Source organism: Arthrospiribacter ruber (assembly GCF_019343195.1).
Classification (GTDB): Bacteria; Bacteroidota; Bacteroidia; order Cytophagales; family Cyclobacteriaceae; genus Arthrospiribacter; species Arthrospiribacter ruber.
Genome location: NZ_RPHB01000001.1, coordinates 531965 through 552206, shown reverse-complemented (window position 1 = coordinate 552206; position 20242 = coordinate 531965). Strand labels below are relative to the sequence as shown.

The 20242-nt window shown below is 40.9% G+C and carries 16 protein-coding genes; 11 read left to right on the top strand and 5 right to left on the bottom strand.

The window, feature by feature from the left end; all coding sequences use genetic code 11:
- Nucleotides 1–93: 93 nt before the first annotated feature.
- The 3 genes from EGN73_RS02145 to EGN73_RS02135 all read left to right on the top strand — a co-directional run bounded on the left by EGN73_RS02145 (nucleotide 94) and on the right by EGN73_RS02135 (nucleotide 1619).
- Nucleotides 94–363 (top strand): hypothetical protein, encoded by a 270-nt coding sequence (locus EGN73_RS02145; RefSeq protein WP_219286650.1) that lies wholly within the window; start codon nucleotides 94–96, stop codon nucleotides 361–363.
- A 164-nt stretch (nucleotides 364–527) separates the two neighbouring features.
- Nucleotides 528–692: a hypothetical protein gene (locus tag EGN73_RS02140; protein WP_219286646.1), complete on the top strand. Its 165-nt coding sequence runs from the start codon at nucleotides 528–530 to the stop codon at nucleotides 690–692.
- Nucleotides 693–746: 54 nt separating this feature from the next.
- Nucleotides 747–1619, top strand: coding sequence for a HEPN domain-containing protein (locus EGN73_RS02135; RefSeq protein ID WP_219286644.1), 873 nt, complete (start codon nucleotides 747–749; stop codon nucleotides 1617–1619).
- Here EGN73_RS02135 and EGN73_RS02130 read toward each other — a convergent pair.
- Nucleotides 1603–1830: a helix-turn-helix transcriptional regulator gene (locus EGN73_RS02130; RefSeq protein WP_219286642.1), complete on the bottom strand. Its 228-nt coding sequence runs from the start codon at nucleotides 1828–1830 to the stop codon at nucleotides 1603–1605. The genes EGN73_RS02135 and EGN73_RS02130 overlap by 17 nt on opposite strands.
- A 118-nt stretch (nucleotides 1831–1948) precedes the next feature.
- Here EGN73_RS02130 and EGN73_RS02125 point away from each other — a divergent pair, with 118 nt between their 5' ends.
- The 4 genes from EGN73_RS02125 to EGN73_RS02110 all read left to right on the top strand — a co-directional run bounded on the left by EGN73_RS02125 (nucleotide 1949) and on the right by EGN73_RS02110 (nucleotide 9714).
- Entirely contained in the window at nucleotides 1949–2191 is a 243-nt protein-coding gene (locus EGN73_RS02125) for a hypothetical protein (protein WP_219286640.1), read from the top strand.
- A gap of 1006 nt (nucleotides 2192–3197) precedes the next feature.
- Nucleotides 3198–4946, top strand: coding sequence for a TlpA family protein disulfide reductase (locus EGN73_RS02120; protein WP_219286638.1), 1749 nt, complete (start codon nucleotides 3198–3200; stop codon nucleotides 4944–4946).
- A gap of 11 nt (nucleotides 4947–4957) precedes the next feature.
- Nucleotides 4958–8164, top strand: coding sequence for a SusC/RagA family TonB-linked outer membrane protein (locus EGN73_RS02115; protein WP_219286636.1), 3207 nt, complete (start codon nucleotides 4958–4960; stop codon nucleotides 8162–8164).
- A gap of 203 nt (nucleotides 8165–8367) precedes the next feature.
- Nucleotides 8368–9714, top strand: coding sequence for a RagB/SusD family nutrient uptake outer membrane protein (locus EGN73_RS02110; RefSeq protein WP_219286631.1), 1347 nt, complete (start codon nucleotides 8368–8370; stop codon nucleotides 9712–9714).
- A gap of 39 nt (nucleotides 9715–9753) precedes the next feature.
- Here the strand turns inward: EGN73_RS02110 and EGN73_RS02105 are convergent, their stop codons facing one another.
- A complete protein-coding gene (locus EGN73_RS02105; protein ID WP_219286629.1) occupies nucleotides 9754–10035 on the bottom strand; it encodes a DUF6520 family protein in 282 nt (93 codons plus the stop codon).
- A 1140-nt stretch (nucleotides 10036–11175) separates the two neighbouring features.
- Nucleotides 11176–11592: a MauE/DoxX family redox-associated membrane protein gene (locus tag EGN73_RS02100; protein WP_219286627.1), complete on the bottom strand. Its 417-nt coding sequence runs from the start codon at nucleotides 11590–11592 to the stop codon at nucleotides 11176–11178.
- Nucleotides 11593–11825: 233 nt separating this feature from the next.
- On the opposite strand from EGN73_RS02100, the gene EGN73_RS02095 reads away from it, so the two are divergent.
- From EGN73_RS02095 to EGN73_RS02080, 4 genes are all read left to right on the top strand, one after another.
- The gene (locus EGN73_RS02095; RefSeq protein ID WP_219286625.1) at nucleotides 11826–12425 is read left to right on the top strand and encodes a cyclic nucleotide-binding domain-containing protein; all 600 of its coding nucleotides are present in this window, start codon (nucleotides 11826–11828) and stop codon (nucleotides 12423–12425) included.
- Between the two features lie 226 nt (nucleotides 12426–12651).
- On the top strand, nucleotides 12652–14199 hold the full coding sequence (locus tag EGN73_RS02090; RefSeq protein WP_219286623.1) for a terpene synthase family protein: 1548 nt from the start codon (nucleotides 12652–12654) through the stop codon (nucleotides 14197–14199).
- Nucleotides 14200–14310: 111 nt separating this feature from the next.
- Complete coding sequence (locus tag EGN73_RS02085; protein ID WP_219286621.1) at nucleotides 14311–14502, top strand: hypothetical protein; 192 nt, start codon at nucleotides 14311–14313, stop codon at nucleotides 14500–14502.
- Nucleotides 14503–15866: 1364 nt separating this feature from the next.
- Nucleotides 15867–16475, top strand: coding sequence for a hypothetical protein (locus tag EGN73_RS02080; protein WP_219286619.1), 609 nt, complete (start codon nucleotides 15867–15869; stop codon nucleotides 16473–16475).
- 793 nt (nucleotides 16476–17268) lie between these two features.
- Here the strand turns inward: EGN73_RS02080 and EGN73_RS02075 are convergent.
- Together EGN73_RS02075 and EGN73_RS02070 are read right to left on the bottom strand one after the other, a co-directional pair.
- On the bottom strand, nucleotides 17269–18507 hold the full coding sequence (locus EGN73_RS02075) for a hypothetical protein (RefSeq protein ID WP_246611422.1): 1239 nt from the start codon (nucleotides 18505–18507) through the stop codon (nucleotides 17269–17271).
- 485 nt (nucleotides 18508–18992) lie between these two features.
- A complete protein-coding gene (locus EGN73_RS02070; RefSeq protein ID WP_219286618.1) occupies nucleotides 18993–20123 on the bottom strand; it encodes a glycosyltransferase in 1131 nt (376 codons plus the stop codon).
- Nucleotides 20124–20242: the final 119 nt, after the last annotated feature.

Genomic DNA, 20242 nt, shown 5'->3' with positions numbered 1-20242 from the left:
AGATAGACAATCAAAAAAAATCCGGATCCGAGTACAAATTTTGTATTTGAAAAGAATGAAATTATTATTTTAGTAATCAAAAATAATTCAATTATGAAAAGGGATTATATATGTAGAGATTGTGGTATCGATACCAATAAAGGTAAAGATAACTTCTATGGGGTCACAGAAGAGCTCTGGAATAAATATGGTGTGGGCAAAGGCATGTTATGCCTAGGCTGTTTTAAAAAAAGACTTGGGAGAGAGTTCACAAGAGAAGATTTTGTCCCTTGTGTTTTAAACTACTTTGTAAATCCCATTGTACGAGATATTATTAACCCTACAGAAGAGGAGTGTAATGATTTAAGGAAGAAGAATAGATAGCAGGGGATTTATTTAAAATATCTAAAAATCTTACTTTCCAATCTTTATTTTTTTATCTATATTATTGACATATGAATGACAATAATATTAACAATACAGAAGCCTTAAGAATTGAATTGGAGAAAACAAAGGTGAGGATTTCGACAAAAATAAACCATATTGTCATGACCCATAGAAAACTTCCATTCGAAAGACTTTCCAAAGGTCGTCAGCTGAAGGAATTGGTGACCATGGCTATCAATGCCATCGATCAAGGAAATGAGAAGCAATTAAATGAGTATTTGAATGAACTAATGAATCACGGATTAAAATTTTCTAAGTTTAATTAAAGCTTAATGGCAGTTTGTTAGAGGATTTTAGTTTTCAATTATTAATTTTGAGTTATGTCAGAAAACCCACTTCAGCACCTTCCTCAAACCAAGCAGGATGAAATTAATACCGTATTGAACATTATTATCAAAGAAGCTGACCCAGCAAAAGTCATACTTTTTGGTAGCCATGCTACTGGTAAATGGGTCGATTCTTCTATCCAACATGACGGAATAACATTAACCTATGAGAGCGATTATGATTTTTTAGTAGTAACCAAAAAGAAAAGTGACAAGGAACAAGCCATTATCAGTCATATTGAGAACAAATGTAATGAGGATTTAAAAGGCATTACAAGTATCCTTGTCCATAGTATAGACTACATCAATACAGGTTTAAGTTATGGGCAATATTTTTTTATCAGAATACTTTCAGAAGGCATTACTTTATTCGATGATGGTAAACATGAATTTTTGACCCCAAAAAAACTTAAAAGCACAGAGCTCAAAGAAAGATCTCAAAACTACTTTAATATTTGGTTTCCTATGGGGAATGAATTTTTGATTGATGCCGAAAATGCATTTAACCGTAAAAGCTACAGGAAAGCAAACTTCGAATTACATCAAGCTGCCGAAAATTTCTATGCTACTGTCATGTTGGTTTTTTCAGGATACAAACCTACTGTACACAACTTGAATAAACTTCGTAAATATGCCAAACACCTGAGCTACGATTTATACTCCTTATTTTTAACACCTTCTGATGATGAAGAAGAGTATAGACTTTTTGAACTCCTTAGAAAAGGTTATGTAGAAGCAAGGTACAGTATAGACTATGACATATCTAAAGAAGATTGTCAAACCATTTTAGAAAAAGTAAAAAGAATGAAACGACTAGTTGAGGAAATTTGCAAGGATAAAATAAATAGCATCATTTCTCAAAATTGAAAAATTCTTCAATAGGAATTTCCAAAGCTTTGGATACTTGCCAAATATAATATGCAGATGGAATCACCTTCCCATTTTCAACTCGACTCACATCTTGGTAATCTTTGTTAATTAAAGCTCCAAGCTGGGGTTGGGTCAATCCTTTCTTTTTTCTAAATTTTTTGATTTTTCCACCAAGATGAATTTTAAAATTTTCAATTTCCTCCTCCATGAAATAAAATTGATAAGAATATAAAAAAATAAACTAAACATATTTGTTTTGTTTTTAGAATATTCTATATTTGAAGCACATCCTCAAAGTTAGGTCTGAGAAGCCAAACAATTAAAGGATGAAAAAGCAATTTAATCTGTACCAAAAGAAAGGCACAGCCTCTTTACATATAGGCTTGGGTGACTTCTCAGACCTCAGCAATGAGTGTAAGAGGCTGTTGTCCAGTATTTTTGGTTACAGAAACTTCCTCCAAACCTTAAAGTGCTTATTATTTCTTTTTACGTTTGGTTATCAGTACCTAACACGGGGATTAACTGCTTTCGATATTATTTTCGAACGCAAACCTAAGAACCCTATTTAACCTATTTTCCTTCCAGGTGGGCATACGAAACCTCCACAAGCTAAAGATACTCTTTTAGGCCCACTAGTGAGATACAAGAATCAAGAGACAAGAAACAAGACAGGTCTGTGAGTCTATATACTAGTTGATAGGCGATAGACAAAAGACGGATTAACCTGTTGTATTGGTTTGATCCAGTCGGAAGGTACCGGAAGCAGCCTGATCAGCCGCTTGGTGGGAGAACTATGCCTGAAATTAAGAGACAAGAATTAAGAGACAAGAATCAAGAAGCAAAGCCTGTCCCGAGCATCGGGAAAACAAGACAGGTCTGTGAGTCTATTGTACTAGTTGATAGGCGATGGAAATAAGTCTTGGAGTAAGACGTGAAGCCTGTCCCGAATATCGGGAACATGAGACAAAAGATAGGTTTGAGATGCTGTAGTCTATATTCTAGATCATATACAATGGCGCTTAGACCATCAAGAATTGGCCTGTTGTAGGGGCACTCCAACGTCTACTCTCCTACCGGAACCTTCTCTGCTCTCGCATCTTGTCTCCCCGATAATCGGGGCAGGCTTTGTCTCTCAATCTAAAATCTACAATCAAAATGTATTTGTAAAGACCTTCGATACCGTACCTACGGTATCAAAGGTCCAATCTTAAATCTTCAATCTACAATCTTAAATCTACCATGGCACTTTACCTCAAAATCCATATTCATGGTATTCCTCCTTAAAGATTCTATCTAATGATAAAGGCTCCCGGTTTTCACTCCTCATAAGGTGATTTGATCAATGAACCCAAATGTAGCTAGCGGATTCACATAAGGTGACGGTACTACCCCGGGAGGGAAGCCCCGCTTCCGGGCCGGATTGGGTGTAGTTGATATCTTCCGGCCTCCCTCTTCTTTCATCTTCTTAATCAGAAATTCCATTTCAGTTTTCCACTGACCCAAGCGCTGTGAACTGTCCCAGGGCCATTTAAGCTATCAGACACCACTCACCGCCACGGTCCTAAACCTGACAGCATGAAAAAATTTATATACTCATGCTTCCTGGCATTCCTATGCCTTTACCGAAGCAAATATCAAAATATCAGAAATGAAGTTGTGGATCACCCTCAGTGGAGACGGGCAGGAAATACTCCTCCCGCTCCATATCTGGGCTTGCGTAACCTGTGTTCCAACATACTTCATAGATACCTCTACCCCAAAGGCAGCTGCCATGCATTTATACGATTACAGGGATTAAGCTATCTGGGGGCCAATTATCCCAAAACACTGAATAATTTACTGTGGCTGGCCACTCTGGCAATTACCACTAAAGTTGCCTTGGGGAAGATTCAAGAGCGGTTCTCTTTAGCTTCTCTTCGTTCTGCCGATATTCAGGTCCATGGTCTTGTTTACAAGAAGCTTTCCCTAAAAGATGGAAGCCGACATGTTTGTGTACCCTCATACATAAAGCCAAAAAAGTTGATCACAGCAGTCTTTCTGTGCAGCATTCATTTGGCATTCGGGCAGGGGCTTCCCCTGAATGACTCCCTTGATGAAACAGCTACGGGAATTACTCCCCTTAAACAGGGAGATGTAATACCCGGACTCAGCTTTGAAAACTCCCTGTTCAATGCCGGAAATGAAATATCATTATCCAAGTATGAGGGCCAGTTGCTTATCCTGGACTTTTGGGCTACCTGGTGTTCTCCCTGTATAGCCGCCTTTCCCAAAAACAACCGGCTCAGCAAAGAACTGGAAAACCTCACCATACTCCCGGTCACCTATCAGTCTAAAGAAGAAGTCGAAAAACTCTTTGGAAGACTGCCAAGGCTGAAGGACATAGAAATGCCCATGCTGTACAAGGACAATACCCTTAGGCATTTGTTCCCCCACCAACAACTTCCACATTATGTCTGGATCAGCCCTGAAGGCGAATTCCTTACAGTAACAGGCAGCGAGGAAATCTCTGAAGAGAAGATTTTGGATTTCCTTAATAAAGGCAGCTTACCCAATCAGAGGGAAGTCGATTTGGTGACTATTCCAGTGGAAACACCTCTGGACCCTGATCAGGCTTTCTACAAATCCCTGATGACAGATTATCAGCCGGGAAGAAAAGGGATCTATAATTTTTTCCCTGAAACAGAAAATGGGGGATCAAGAATATTGGCCTCAAATACTTCCCCTTATATGTACTTCAGGATCGCATTCAAAGATCCTGATACAAAGAATATTTTACCCAATTCGAGGATAAGAGTAGAATTGTCCGACCCTGAAAAATTTGTGACGGATGTCAAAGGGAAGGAAGCCGTAAAATGGCTGATGGAGCATGGGAAGTGTATTCAAATTGACTTCCCATCAAATCTCAAAGGACAGGAGGAGGAAATATTTCAAGATGAAGTCAGAAAGCTTTTTCCTTTTGCCAGGCCCGTCTTTGAAAAGGAAGTAGGCAAAGTATATAACCTATACTTTACCGGAGATTCCCCTGATTTTTTGGGAGATGGTGGGGAATCATTTTCTGAGTTTGACTTTACCGGTTTTTCAGTCAAAAATGCCTCTATCGGCCACATTATAGCCCACCTAAGCATTAAATACCTTCAGCACCTGGATGGACCCATCCAAAATAAAACCGGCATCTCCGATTTTGTGACACTTTCAATCATTGCAGATTTGACCAGTCTAGATGCAATCAACGAGGCATTGGCTCCATATGACCTTGAACTCAGGGAAGAAATGGAGGAAATAAATGTACTGAGAATCATAGACGCTATTGACACCAACCATTAAAACAAAAAAATATGAAAAGATTATTTACACTGACCTTGGTTCTGGTATGCCTGATGGGAAAACAGGCCATATCCCAACAGACTTTCCCGCTCAGAGGAAAGGTAATTGATGCAGTTTCGGGAGAGGAACTTCCCGGAGCTCTGGTAAAGGTTTCAGATTCCCAAAGGGCAACAGTTGCTGATGCTTCCGGTGAATTTTCAATAAGACTGGAAGAAGGAGAATATGAAATTATACTCTCTTTTATAGGATACACCCCTCAGAAGTATTTAGTAAAACTTCCCCAAAGTGAACCTTTGAAAGTTACTCTAAAGCCGGAAGGGTTGTCAATGGCAGCCGTCGAGATTGTTTCCACGGGCTATCAGGAACTTCCACGGGAGCGGGCAACAGGCTCTTTTGTTTTTCTTGATAAGGAGACGGTTTCCAGAAGGATAACTCCGAACTTTCTGGATCGGCTGGAAGATGTCACCCCGGGTCTAACCTTCAACCGGGGAGGGACAGACCCGATTTCAATAAGGGGAAGAAGCACCATCTTTGCCAACAACAGGCCTTTGGTTGTGATAGACAACTTCCCTTATGACGGTCCTTTGGAAAACATCAACCCCAATGATATTGAATCAATTTCTGTTCTGAGGGATGCGGCTGCAGCTTCCATATGGGGAGCCCAGGCAGGAAATGGTGTAATTGTCATCACCACCAAGAGTGGTTCTTTTAGTAGTCCTGTACGAGTGGATATCACTTCCAATTACAGCATTACAGATAGACCTGATGCATTTTATCCACAGTTGATGGGGCCTGAAACCTATATTGATATCGAAAAGCAGCTTTTTGGGAGAGGGTTCTATACCGGTACTGAAAATTCTATTGCAAGAGCACCCCTGAGCCCAGTAGTGGAAACCCTGATAGATCTTAGAGAAGGACGCATCAATCAGGGGCAGGCAGACGCCCGCATTTCTGGATTGGCTGCTCATGATGTCCGGCATGATTTCAATGCCTATATGTACCGTCCAAGAATCCACAACCAACAGGCGATAACGGTTTCCGGAGGGGGACAGAATTCCAGATACAGTATATCGGGGGGATATGACAAACTGGTTTCGGAGTTATTGGGCAATGATAACGGCCGTTATACTTTTTCAGTCAAAAATGACAGCCGATTGCTCAAAGAAAAATTGAACATCACATCTGGGCTATATGTGGTCAAATCCAGTTCAAATAACAATTCCATCAATCCGGCCACATTGACAATGCAGGCTTCCGGGGCTGAGAGACTTTATCCATATGCCAGACTTCGGGATGAAAACGGGAATAAGCTTCCCATAACCTATGAATATAGAAGGGATTTTATTCTTGAATCCGAAAGAAATGGCCTTCTTGACTGGCAGTTTAGTCCTTTACAGGATATTGATGCAAGAAACAATTCCATCGAAGCACTCGATTTGCGGATGAATCTTGGTGCAGAATATAGCCTTCACAAAAATCTGGTGGTATCTGCAAACTATCAGTATTGGCAAAACGAAAGTACCGGAAGTAACCTGAACTCAACAGAAACCTATTTTACCAGAAATTTGATCAATAGGTTGACCCAGGTTACTGAACAGGGACTTGTCTACCCGGTTCCGGTTGGAGCTATTCTGGACAGAAGTCAAGGCCGGTCGTTTTCCCAACAATTAAGGGGACTGGTAAGATACAATAACAAATGGAAGGGGAAACATGATCTCAGCCTGATAGGCGGTGCTGAGCTGAGGGATCTCAGCAGTTCTTCCTTTTCCAACCGCTTTTTTGGGTTTGACACCGAAACGGGAAGCACCTCTGTGGTGGATCTTGTAAACTTCTTCAACCTGTATCATATGCCCAATTCGGTTACAAGAATCCCAAACCTGCAGGGAATATCCGGGAATGTTGAAAGGTTTACTTCTGTTTTCGCCAATGCCGGATATACCTATGCTGACAGATACCTCCTGTCCCTGAGTGCAAGAAAGGATGCCTCCAACATATTTGGGGTGGATACCAATCTCCGGGGAGTACCACTTTGGTCATTTGGAGCGGGTTGGATTCTGTCTGAGGAAGGCTTTTATGGCCTGGACTGGTTGCCTTTTCTAAAGCTCAGATTTACCCAAGGCTACAATGGAAATGTGGACAGAACCCTCTCTGCACAGACCACCGCTCAGATTTTCGGGGATAGCTTCCTGACAGGACGGCCGTTTGCAAGAATCCAGAACCCACCCAACCCTTTACTTAGATGGGAAAGAATCTCCATTTCCAACTTTGCACTTGATTTTGAGTCCAGAAATGGAAGACTATCCGGAACCTTTGAGTATTATATCAAAAACGGGATCGACCTTATAGGAGAAGCCCCTTTTGCCCCATCTTCAGGAGTTTCACAATTCAGGGGCAATATCGCTTCCACCAATACCAAAGGCATGGACATCAATATCCAATCCTTCAACTTAACGGGAATGTTCAAATGGTCCACCAATTATATCCTGAGCACTGTCAATGAGAAAATCACAGATTATGAAATCATGGCTTCTCCCGGTCAGTACCTTACTTTCGGAGCTATGGGAGCTGTCCCATTACCATTTGAAGGAAGGCCATTATATTCTGTTTACGCCATGCCATGGGCGGGACTTAACCCTGATAATGGTAACCCCAGAGGTTTTTTAGATGGAGAACCCAGTGAAAATTATGCTGCCATATTTGCCAATACCACAGCGGATGATCTGTTGTACATGGGACCGGCCAGGCCGACGCTGTTCGGGGCAGTTAGAAACAGTTTTGAATATAAGAACATAAGTTTATCATTCACACTGGCATACAGGGCTGGATATTATTACAGAAGAGAATCAATCATTTACGGAAGCAATTTTGGATTGGGAGGACACTCGGATTATGACCTTAGGTGGAAGCAACCGGGAGATGAAAACCTCACCCAGGTACCATCTGTACCCCAGACAGGGAATTTCAATAGGGACGATCTATATAGATTTGCTGATATCCTTGTTGAAAGAGGTGACCATATCAGACTAAGGGACATCCGACTGGCCTATAGACTAAATAACAGTGATTCAGGAAGGCTTCCTTTTAGAAATGCCGAAGTTTTCTTCTATGCAGATAACCTGGGGGTAATTTGGAAAAAATCGTCCGATCCACTTGATCCGGATTTCAGAAATCTGAACCAGTTGAAAAATTTCTCTATGGGCCTGAATGTTTCCTTTTAATATGTAATCCTAAAAGATTTTGTGGCCCTTTCCCCAAGCTAATAATACAGTATGAAAATAATATTCCAGTTGATACCGGAACGTGAAAATTTTGGTAAAAAATCCAAATGCTTCAACGGGAAACCATGCCGCATCTATATCAATCGGATGAAGCCGGGCACCAAATACAATTTATTTTATTAATAACCATAACTATAAAAACAATGAAATATATAATGAAATCGTGCGCAGCATTGCTGTTACTGTTTTCAAGCTGCGATGGTTTTCTGGATGAAAAGCCGTCTTTAAGCCTTGTAGTCCCAAGTAAACTCGCAGACTTTGAAGCTTTATTGAATAATGACAATCAGGTATTCAACATCAGTCCCGCAATAGGGGAAATAGGATCTGCTGATTACTTCACTACCGTAGAAAGGTGGGAGACCTACTCAACCCAACTGGAAAGGGAAGCATATATCTGGGGTGATGAAGTACATGCAAACGGTAACATGCCTGACTGGGCCACTCCATTTCAGCAAATCTTTTATGCCAATGTGGTACTTGACGGAATTGCAGCACTCAATATTTCATCCGAAGAGCAGGCTCAAGCGGAAAGACTTAAAGGTACAGCCCTTTTTTTCAGGGCCAATGCATACCATAACCTTATGGTGCTTTTCTGCCCCTTTGCCAGGTTTGATGATACTTCCGACAAGTTGGGATTACCTATCCGTGCATCTTCAAATATCCAGGACCCGATAACCAGAGCATCTTTACAGGAGGTGAAAGATTTTATTAAAAAAGACCTCGAAGAGGCATTGGACTTGGTTCCTGAAACGGAGCCTATGAAAACATTGCCTTCCAAACTGACAGTCCTATCACTATTGATGAGAGTTCATTTTATGGAGGCAGATTATTCAAAAGCTTTGGATTATGGGTTATTGGCCATGGAGTATTCGCCTGAGCTGATCGATTTGACAGCATTGCCACAGTCAGCTGCTAACCCCTTCGGGATTTTCAATAAAGAGGTGGTATTCTACAGCCATCTGAATCCTTACAATTACTTTAATTCACCATTGACCTTTGTGGATGAAAACTTATTGGAGTTGTATGGTGATGACGATTCAAGGGTTGGACATTTCTTTATAGACAGAGGGACCGGAGGATTGAATGTAAAGGCATTTCATACGGGAAGAAATTTGTGGTTCGGTGGAATAGGAACCAATGAAATATACCTCACAGTCTCTGAATGTCTGGCAAGAGATGGACGGTTGGAAGAAGCAGCTCAGATACTGGAGTCCTTGCTTGAAAACAGGATTTTTGATTTGGAACCTGTGACATTTGAGAATTCTACTGAGGCTTTAGATTTTATTTTAAAGGAAAGAAGGAAAGAGCTTTTATTCAGGGGGATTAGATGGATGGATCTTAGAAGATTGAATGAAGAGGGGGCTGGAATTATCCTGACAAGACAACTGGGAGAAAACACAATTACTCTTTCACCAAATAGTCCAAGATATGTTTTTCCCCTTCCCCCTTCAGAAGTTGAAAGAAGTGGGATTGAGCAAAACCCAAGATAAAAAAAGCGGCCCTTTCACCACAGGGCCGCCTTTAAAGGTTTACATTGGAGGAAGATATTCACCGTTTTCTATACTGCTGGTAATAAGATTCTCCTGTTTCGGATCATTATTGAGAAACTCAGCTGTACAGATATCACTGGTTACATCATTACATGTGTAACCACTCTGTACCGGAGTACCGTCTACAATTTGACCAGCCCCATTATAGATGGGAACAAACCTTTGAAGATTTGAGTCCGTAGGCTCAGTAAATGCAAAAGCAAATACCACAGCTAACGAGAATACACCTGCACGTAGCAGATTTTTTACTAAATTTGACATTGTAAATAAAATTTATGTTTACTGATAGCTGGCTGTTTCGATCAATTGTCTTGCCCGACGATCTTTTGAGAGGAACAGCCAATTTTTTGTTGGCCCCTCTTGAAAGCCTGTCACCTGGTGAGCTTACTTTCTCGAATTACTTTTTCTTTTGATGCTTACCTCCTTTCTTTTAATTCATATTTTGATCGATTCAATGATATACACTAATCACTATTCACTTTTTTCTTTCATGTCTACCTCCTCGGTCTGTGTCCTCACAGATCGAAACAAACCGGTTTGGTGTGTATAATGTTCTGTGGGGACACAGAACATGGGTTTTGGATATACACTTTATCAGTATTCACTAATAACTATTCACTGTTTCCTCCCTTATTAGACCATGGGCTGCGGCGCAAAGCGGTAAAAATGTTGGGGAGAGTTTTGCACCTCACCCATGGCTAACAACCAGCCTCCTTATTATCTTATCAGGCTATGTGGGGCTACTAATTCCCCAGGCTTTAATTTAGCACTGCTGTTAACGGTGCTTGTGCGCTGGGAATGAATTTCGACCGGGCCAGCGTTGGCCAATAGCGTGGATAGAGCCTGTCCCGATTTTTTTCGGGAATTCGAAATTCTTGATCTTTTTGGTTACTTTTTGTATCAAGACAAAAAGTGACTGTAAAAGAATAGTCAATGATTTCTTATAATGTCAAAGAGCCATTTACTCTACCATATTTCTATCCATTCTCCCGCAGATTTCGCTGATTCCGCAGATAAAGCTTCGCTTTTTACTGAAAACAGATATTTCACTTTGTTCAATATGACAAGGCAAAGCCATTCCTTCTCTTGCCCATCAATAATCACTAACCCAATTACTTGATTTAGAAGACCAAGTCTTCAACTTAGTCAAACCCATATTTCAATTTTATCCCGAATCGTTTCACTCTCGGGATCTCCGTTGCACTTCGATTTCAATTTTATATCACTTAATCATTAATCACTTTTTCCTTCCTCTTCTTATGAAAGCGAAGAGATTCTTCTCTGCGATCAGAATGACGTCGTAGTATTTAAGCATCAACCTTCTACTTCCTACCTGTTTTTCACTATTCACTATTCACTATTAACTTTTCACTCCTCACTCCCCAATTCCTCCCTCTTCCCTCATCCTTTCAAATACCCAATTACCGCCATGCCAAGAAAAGCCAGGTTAAAAACCAAATGCTCTCCCCAACCCAGGCTATTGATCACTCCCCCACAGCTACAGGGGATCCGGCCAAAGATGCCCGTCATCACTATCCCTATATAGATGCTGAAGGCAGAAAGTAGAATAATCGAAACACTTAAGCCTGTTTTCCTGAAAGGATTACTGATCAGCATTACAGCAGTGATCAGTTCTACAGGTGGTAATCCATAAAGAAGTGCCGTAGCCATCCAGTCCGGAAAGACCTGATTGTTCAATCCCATTTTGGTCCCATGCCAGTCATACACCTTGCTGATCCCCGTGTAGGCAAAGAGCAGGCCCAAAGCCAAGCAGATAATTTCGTATCTCCATTCAGTATGATGTACCCTTGCTTCCATCGTGTAACTGTTTGATTGAGTCAAATTTAAAACATCTGCAAACAATATGTAAGTGGCTGTTTTCTCGAATGTTACCTAAAAGAAAAGTGTGACATTTAGTTACGTTTTTTCCAAAAACAATAGTGTTCTTAATAGAAATTGTCACTAATTCCAGAGTAGATGTAAAATGGTATGGATTTCGTTTTTTTTTGTACTTAATTTTAAGTTTTTATGAATTGAAAAACCACAACAACATGACACTCTATAAAAGAAGACTTCAGCTCAAACACTATTTCGAGGTGCACAAGCTACCTCTTGACACTTTGTGCAGACAGGCCATGCAATTGGGGATAGCCATGGATTTCAATAAGGAAGAAGAGATCAGGTTTCCTGATAACAATGAAACGGTTTTTTTTATCAATAAGGGCATAGCAGCTGCCATCTCAGATCAAGGCTCAGATTCATGGAGCAGGCTGGCAGGCGAAAACACCTTGATCACAATGCTCTCCCATACGGATAAAGGCTTGTTTCAAAAACTTGAATGGTACTCATTGACCAAGTTGAAGGTACTGGCCATTCCATATTTGGCCTTTAAGGAATCCCAGAAAAAATTCATGCTTCATTGGGAAGAATTCTGCATCCATCTTCACAAAATGGAAGTAATGAATATGAACCATATGGCCATCATCAATTCATTGAAGTCAAAGGAAAAAATCCAATATCTGGAAGAAAATTTTACCGACCTGGTACTACAGGCCAACTACGGGATCCTGGCAAAATTCATAGGCTTGAAAAGAGAATCTTTCTCCAGATTAATCAGCCAAAAAAATCAAATGCCCAGTATCTACAATTGATTTTTGCCTAAATTATGTCACTAATTTCACCTATTTTTAATTTTTTTCACCTAATACCATTGACATAGTAGGTTTTTCTTTTATAGATTTAGTCCCTACATCCCGGTTTATCTTCTTTACATACCTTCGATTATCCGGAATGCTATGCTGAATACCGTCCCTTTTTAGGGCTATTGATCTTTGTTTCATTTCATTCTTTTTTTCAGTACCTAAAACTCTTATACCTATGAAAAAACGTATTGAAACTTTGCTGTTACTAAAGGAATTGATGGATCCGATTTTCCCCCTTCCAATGGAACTTTATTACAAATTGGAGGATCACATTTCTGAAAAAACTTTTAAAAAGAAACAGGTAGTCAGGCAAGAAAACGATCCCGAATCAGAAGTCCACCTGATCCTGAAAGGCTCCATGGCCTTATTCAAAGGGGATACCATCATAAGACCATTTTTCAAAGGGGAGCTGGCCTTTGATGATGTCGCCTTTTACAATAATGAAAAAAGCCCCTATACCCTTAAGTCCATTCAGGAATCCTTAACCATCACCGTAACCATAAACCAGGAATATGAGATACTGAACAAGCTCCCCGATTTTACCATCCTTTCAAATAGCCTCAAGGAAAGGGCCAAAAAAGAAAAGGAGGAATGGGCCAAGATTGTCCAAATGCACTATACAAAGTCCCTGCCTATACTTCGGGATAAATTCGGTAAAAAGATGGACTTACTTTCCAGACAGGAAATCAGTGATCTCGTGGGGATAAGCAAAAGAACCCTGCAAAGGTATTATAAAGAAATGCACAACAAGAGGTCAAGCATTGCTTACAAAATCCTGAACCGGGAAATTCTCGATTACCCCTTTAAAGCTGAGCTGCACCCCGAATCGGATTTTATCCTTCACCTCAACTGGGAATGGGTAAGCATACAGAAGCTGTTCAGATCCAATGCTGACAGGGAAAAATTCCAGAAAATGAAGCTGCCCCTACTGGCCTGTAGGCTCTTTCCTGAGGGAAGCCTCGAAATGGTGAACTGGATTTCAAAACTCTTTGTGCTATTTTTTATGCTGGATGACTATACCGACAAACTCCCCAAAGGAAAAAAAACGGCATTCTGGTCAGGTGCCATCAGTTCATTCAATAAGCATACAAGTGGCATACAATCCTTCCATAAGATTGATTTCCCACCCAAATTCTGTAATGCCATAAAATACCTTTGGAACAACCTGTCCAAGCTGGGTTCTCCCCAGTCCATCTCCCGGATAAAGCTTTCCTGGAGCCAATATTTTATAGCATGTAAATGGGAAGCCGCCAATATGGACCACAATATCATTCCCGGCGTGGAGGAATACCTTAGTAAAAGGCCTGACTTTTCGGGGGGCAATTTTGCCGTAGACCTGATTCCCCTTACCATGGAAGAAAACTTCCCGGACATCCATACGGCCTGGTATTCCCTTTCCAAATACAGAAGCCTGGCAGCAAGGCTGATTTTTATTTCCAATGACCTGCTCTCCTATGAAAAAGAGAAAAAACAGGCAGACCCACACAACTGGGTCAATCTGATCTGCCATCAGAACGGAATTAGTGAAATGGAAGCCAAAGAAGAGATTCTTGCCATCCATGACCATGACCTAGAGGAATTCTTGTCTATGGAAAAGGAGTTTATGGATCATGTGTTCCCCAGGGATCAGGTAGTCTTCTCTACCATCAAAAACCTCAAATACCAAATTTCAGGCGCTGTGGCCTGGTCTGTCAAGGACACCTTACGGTATCTGGAGTTTTAAGCCTTCGGAATTCCTACTTGTTTTTTCTTCCGGCAGCAGGCATGGTCCTGCTGCATGCATCACATGTGATTGTAAAGACTGAATGTAAGATCTACCTATCCCTAGCTGGTCATGCAAAAGAAAAGATGTGTCATTTATCCCAAGGATATACAGCGGATGACGGATAGGTCTGAGCGCTATGCACAGAGCCTTCTGCAAAAAACAAGGATTTTTTTCAAGAAAAAGTCCCATCAGTTTATTACGGTAAGGGAATTCTCCGAATTCTCAGGGATTCCCATAGATGAAATCGAACCCTATCTTTAACCTACCCCATGTTCTGTGTCCAGAGAACATTAAATTGTTCCGGGCGGTGGAGCTGTTAGTGATTAGTGATTGGATCTCAGATCCATTTGAAGCAATTTTTTAATGATGAATTTCGAATACCGAATATCGAATAATGAAGTTGGGAAAACCTTAATTGAAGGCGTATTTAAGCCTGAAAGGCTGTCATGTGATAGCCCAGACTGGAGGTGACGGAAGTCTGGGGTAAAAAAGATCACGACGTACACAGGAGGCCTGAAGGGCCGATCTTTATTTTCATCCAAAAGCGAAGTCATATCTGCGGGGAAAAGGTTTAATTGTGAAATTGATTAACTGAAGAATTGGATTTGTTAAATTTTAATTGTTAAAGGTTAAAAGGTCTGACCAATTTTCAAACTTGCTCATTCATTTTTAATAACATAAAACTATAAAGGGTGCTTCTGATCACGAAGTGATCGAACTTTGAATAGCCCTGGGTGTAACCCAGGGATTTATGGATGATGGCGGTGGTATTTTTTGGCCGCAGGAAGGTCAATGGTGAATTAAGGTTTTCGCCAAAAACAGGGAAGGGAAAGGAATTACGATTGACGATTTACGATTTACGATTGTCGGGCAGAATATGGTGTGTTGGGCGGATTTTTGGTATTTGACATTATAGGAGTTAAAAACTCCTTTACCAAGAGTCTGAAGGCGCAACCTTCGGACAACTGGGAAATTGTAGGCTCAATCTTGATTTTTTTGGGAGATGGATTACAAATCCTATTTATCGGGCTTCGAAATTACAAATTTCGAAGAGCGGAGTTGTTAAAGGTTTAATGAAAAGGATGAAGGGTGAGGGATGAGGGAGGAAAAAGTGAATAGTGAGTAGTTATTAGTGAAGAGTGAAAAATTAAGAGTTAAGTGTTAAGCGTTAAGCGAATTTGATGGGCAAGAGAGAGGCAGGCTTTGCCTTGTCATGCCAAACGAGGGAGCTTTTTTACGCAGAGAAAAATAAAGATTAAAGGAAGGGTTCTTATGCTTCACTATTATTCTATATCCGGAATTCTATTATCGCCCTAATGAGATCGCAAAGGTATGCCTACGGCACTCCTTCCGGATTGGGGTTCCCAACCCCATGTTCTGTGTCCCCACAGAACATTGTACTACGATCAAAACAAGTATTATCTCGGTCTGTGGGGACACAGACCGGGGCCAGGGGAGGACACAGACCGAGGGTGCAGAAAATATGTGTGAAAACCTCGTTTTGATTCATTAATGTGTTAAAATCGCGTTTTATCACATTGGCCTAAAAAAGTCCCATATGGACTATTACTTTAAATGATTGTTTCATAGTTTAAAGGGCATTTCAAACCGAATGATAAAAGCCAATGGCCAGCGACTTTAAATATAAATTGGATATTTTCAGGTATGCGAGCAAGCATGGCTTGTTTTTCCGTGATGCCTTCAGTGGGATGTTTAAGCTGGCAAAAAAAGCGGTCATCAAAAAAGGTGAGGAAGTGAAGTTCCCGATCAACAATGAACCACATTTGGTATTCCTACATGAGGGTGCTGTTTTGGGAACATTGACTTTTGATGATGGGGCTTCCTTTAGGTCCTTCAAGGTTCCCCAATCCATATTCCTGACCGGTCCGGAAAATTTTTTAGACCCAAACATTAGCAATCAGAAATGGGAAGCTGCCAACAGATCGGAGTTTACAGCAATCCCCATCAATATTTTGATGGATTCTCTGTCTACTGTTGAAAAGGCTCCTGAAAAATTAACCGATCACATACGCTCGGTAATGGATTTTGATGCCAGGCTTTACGGGGAGCTGCTGGGTATACATGCACTTTATGATAAAGTGGATTATCTGGTATACAATCACCCCAAATGGTTCAGTAAGACACCAATTTATTTGGCCAGCTATCTCAACATCTCCCAAGACGATCTTTCCGATGCCATCCATAATTGGGATCAATTGAATTTTGGCTCATAATCATTGTTGGTGAATAGAATTTTGTATAAAGTTTTTTTTATGTCAATAGAGAATTGGATGTCAATTCCCAAAATCCGTTGACTTGTACAAATTGGATAGTGAGAAGTGAATATTAAATAGGAGTTAAGGTTTAATTGTAGAATTGTTTAATTGATTTACTGATTTGGGGTGATATTAAATTGAAATATAGTGGAAATCGGAGTGAAACGGAGATCCCGAGAGTGAAACGATTCGGGATATGGTGGAGATAAGGTTGAAATATGGGTTTGACTAGGTTGAAGGTTTGGATTTCTAAGTTAGGGGATTGGGTATAGTGATTATTGTCGGGCAAGAGAGAGGAAGGCTTTGCCTTGTCATGCCGACGAAAGGAGGCATCCGGTTGCACACATAACTTGTCCCTTAATGGGGAGACGAAAAGAAATGGAGTTGGAAACTCCTTTACCAAGAGTCCGAAGGAACAGGGAAAAGTGATCAGTGAATAGTGATTAGTGAAAAGTTATTGGATGTCAATTCCTGAATCAGGGCACCTGAGCAATTCCCACCGTGCTTTAGCCGGTGGTCGGAGGCGGAAAGGGAATGCTTAGCGACTTTAGTCGAAATATTTTCGGCTGAAGCCCCTACCCTCCCATTCAGTGCAAAAAAATCACCGCATAAATGCGATGGAAATTGTATGCTCAATCTTGATTTTTTTGGGAGATGGATTACAAATCCCAGGCATCTGGTTCGACACAGCGGATTGCAAATCCTCTTTATCTGGCTTCGGAATTGCAAATTCCGAAGAGCGGGCAAAAGCTTAGGCCGCGGATTCTTTTTTCTTAGCGATGATTTCTTCACGCCGCTTGTAGTAGCGGATCTTTTCTTTTAGCTTCTCGAAGCGGAGCTTTTTGTTGTAGGCTATCAGGAAAAAACAAAAAAGCAGGAAATAAATAATAGTCATATTCTTCATCCTCATGACCACTCCAAGATTGGAGAGGGAATTCATAAAGGCCAAACTTACAGGAATAAAGGTGATCATTCCCGCCTTGATAAATAAGGGCATATCCCGGATAGCCTCAGGGGTCCAGTTCCGATAAATAAACAAGCTTAACCAGAGATAAAGTAAGTTTTCAAAAGAACTGAACAAAGCCACAAAATTGTGGGCATCAAAGAATAGCGGCCTGAACATATAAGTAAACAGCTTCATAGGCCAGGAATAGGAGGAAATATCCACTGCCGAACCAACCCTTCCCCTACTCAAGTTCCTGGCAGTCATTTCTGATTTAGCTGTCATACTTTCAATGCTCAATTCCTCCAATTCGAGAAATTCAGCTGTACTTCCCAATAAAAAGTAAGTACCCACCAAGGCAGCCAAGCCCATAGCTATCTTAAAATGGATTTTGATTTCGGATCCCAGCATAATGGCCAAGGCAGCCCCTCCTATCAATGCCTGTCCCATGTGAGGTCTTGCCATATAGACAAAGAAAAGTGCTATTAAACCCTGCCACCATCTTTTTTGGTAATTCTGTAAGGCGAATAAAAACCAGGCTATGCCCCAAAAACATATGGCATCTTTCCCTACACCTGCGGACCAAAAGTGCAGGTTCAGGAAATAAAATACTGTTGGAAAAAGAGGAATGTTTAGTACCTTATGGTTAGCAGGAAATAGATCAGCTACCATAACAAAAATATACCTAATCCCAATAAATCCCAGAAAGCCAAATAGGATGTTTCCTGTGACATAAGACAGCCCCATCAATTTGGCCGGTACATAACAAAGCCATAGGATAAAAGTAGTACTGGTCCCCCAATAGGAACCCCAAGTGATGTCCCCTTTTACCAGTACCTGCTGCATTCCAAACCTCCAATAACCCTGCGAATCCCCACCAAAATTCAGAATATACCAGGTAAAGAAAAGGCTGAAGAAAACGTGGTAGAAAAGCAGGTAATGCAGGTGCAGTTCGTATTTGTAGGGAATACCGAACTTCTTGGCCATGGTAGAGTTGGTGTTGACCAAGGCAAGGATACCTAATATAACGACTATTAAGTCAAGCAATTTGTTTTAATTGAAATATGATGGAAATATAAGGAAAAGATATTAATGGATATTATTGATATTGGTGGATATTGGTCGAAATTGGAGCTTTAGCGGAGATCCCGAGATTTGAAAAGATATTAATAGATATAAATAGATATTGGATATTCATAGATATATAGTAGAAATATATGGAAATATGGGTTAGATTAAGTTGAGGGCTTTGGTCTTCTAAATCAATCGATTGGAAGGGATTGAATTAGTAGCCCCAAGGGGGCTAACAATTGGTAGCCATGGGTAAGGTGCGTAATCAACCATTAATTTTCTCAAACCGGTATGCGCCGCAACCCATGGTCATCGTAAATCAAAAGCCATTGCACGGCCGTGCTGTAAGTGTCTACGGGAAAGAGGCTTTTGGGCCGTGAGTGGGATGAGGCTGAAACGGGAAAAATTTTTCGAATCAGACATAATGAAGTGGTGATTAAAAAACCCCAATTGATGATTTCTTATGTGCCAGGAGGAATAATTCCCTTTTGCTTGAGAAGACTGGTATAGAGTTGATCTATTTCCTGACAATAACGTTCGGCAGTATAATTTTCTATGGCTCTTTGGTAGCCAGCCTCTCCCATTTTTATCCTTAAAGCTTCATCCTCCATTAACAACTGGATTTTTTCGGCTATGGATTGGGGAGAAAATGGAGGTACTAGAAAGCCTGTTTCCAGATCTACCACCACATCTGCCAGCCCCCCTACCCTTGTTGCCACTACAGGCAAACGATGTAACATGGCTTCTGCTGCTACCAAGCCAAAACCTTCATGGGCTGAGGCTATACAAAAAACATTCATTAGGCTGAAGAAGGGAGCTGTATCCTGCTGAAATCCTGTTAATATCAATTGGTGACGAATTCCAAGATCAATGGCCTTTTTTTCAATCAATTCTTGGTCCTGCCCCTGACCTAAGAGGAGGAATTTAACTTTCTTTTTCTTGACTATTTTTATGGCTTCCAGAATATCTGTAAAGCGCTTTACCTCATTGTAAAACCTACCAGCTGAGCCAATGACAAAGTCCGCTTCCTGAATACCAAGTTGTTCTTTTAAAAGTTTTTGATCATCTTCTGCCACTTTTCTGGGCAGGCTCACTCCATTATTTATCAGCAATATTTTTGACTTGGGCAACTTCACAATTTCTTCCAGGTATCTGACTACTGATGGGGCTATGCCTATAACCTTATCGGCTGTTTTGGCAAAAAGCCTTTGTAAAAAGATGGCTTTTTTGGACCTGCCTACAGGATGGGAAGTTTCTTCCAGAATGACGACAGGAACCTTACCTAACTTTCCTCCTATTGCCGCCATAGACATCCCTTCGAATATAGCTCCATGGATAATATGGGGCTTGAATTCCTGAATCACTTTCAAAACAGCTTTGTGTTTGCTCCATTGGAGAGGATGCTTGAACCCACCTATGGGAATCAGTTCTACCCCTTCTGCTTTTAGCGCATCTGCTATGGGACCACCTTCCCAAGTACAGATGATTTTGTGTTCATATTTGCTTTTATCCACCCCCCTGATCACCGTCAGCCTGACCTGCTCTACCCCACCGGTGGCGATGGTTTCTATACAATGGAGGATGCGGATCATAGTCGTTGTACGAAGTACCAAATGTGATGTACAAAATAAAAAGTACAATATACCAAGAACAATATCCTAAAATTTAGAAGGTTACCAATTAAAAAAAAGTCGATTCCAGAATCTAAATT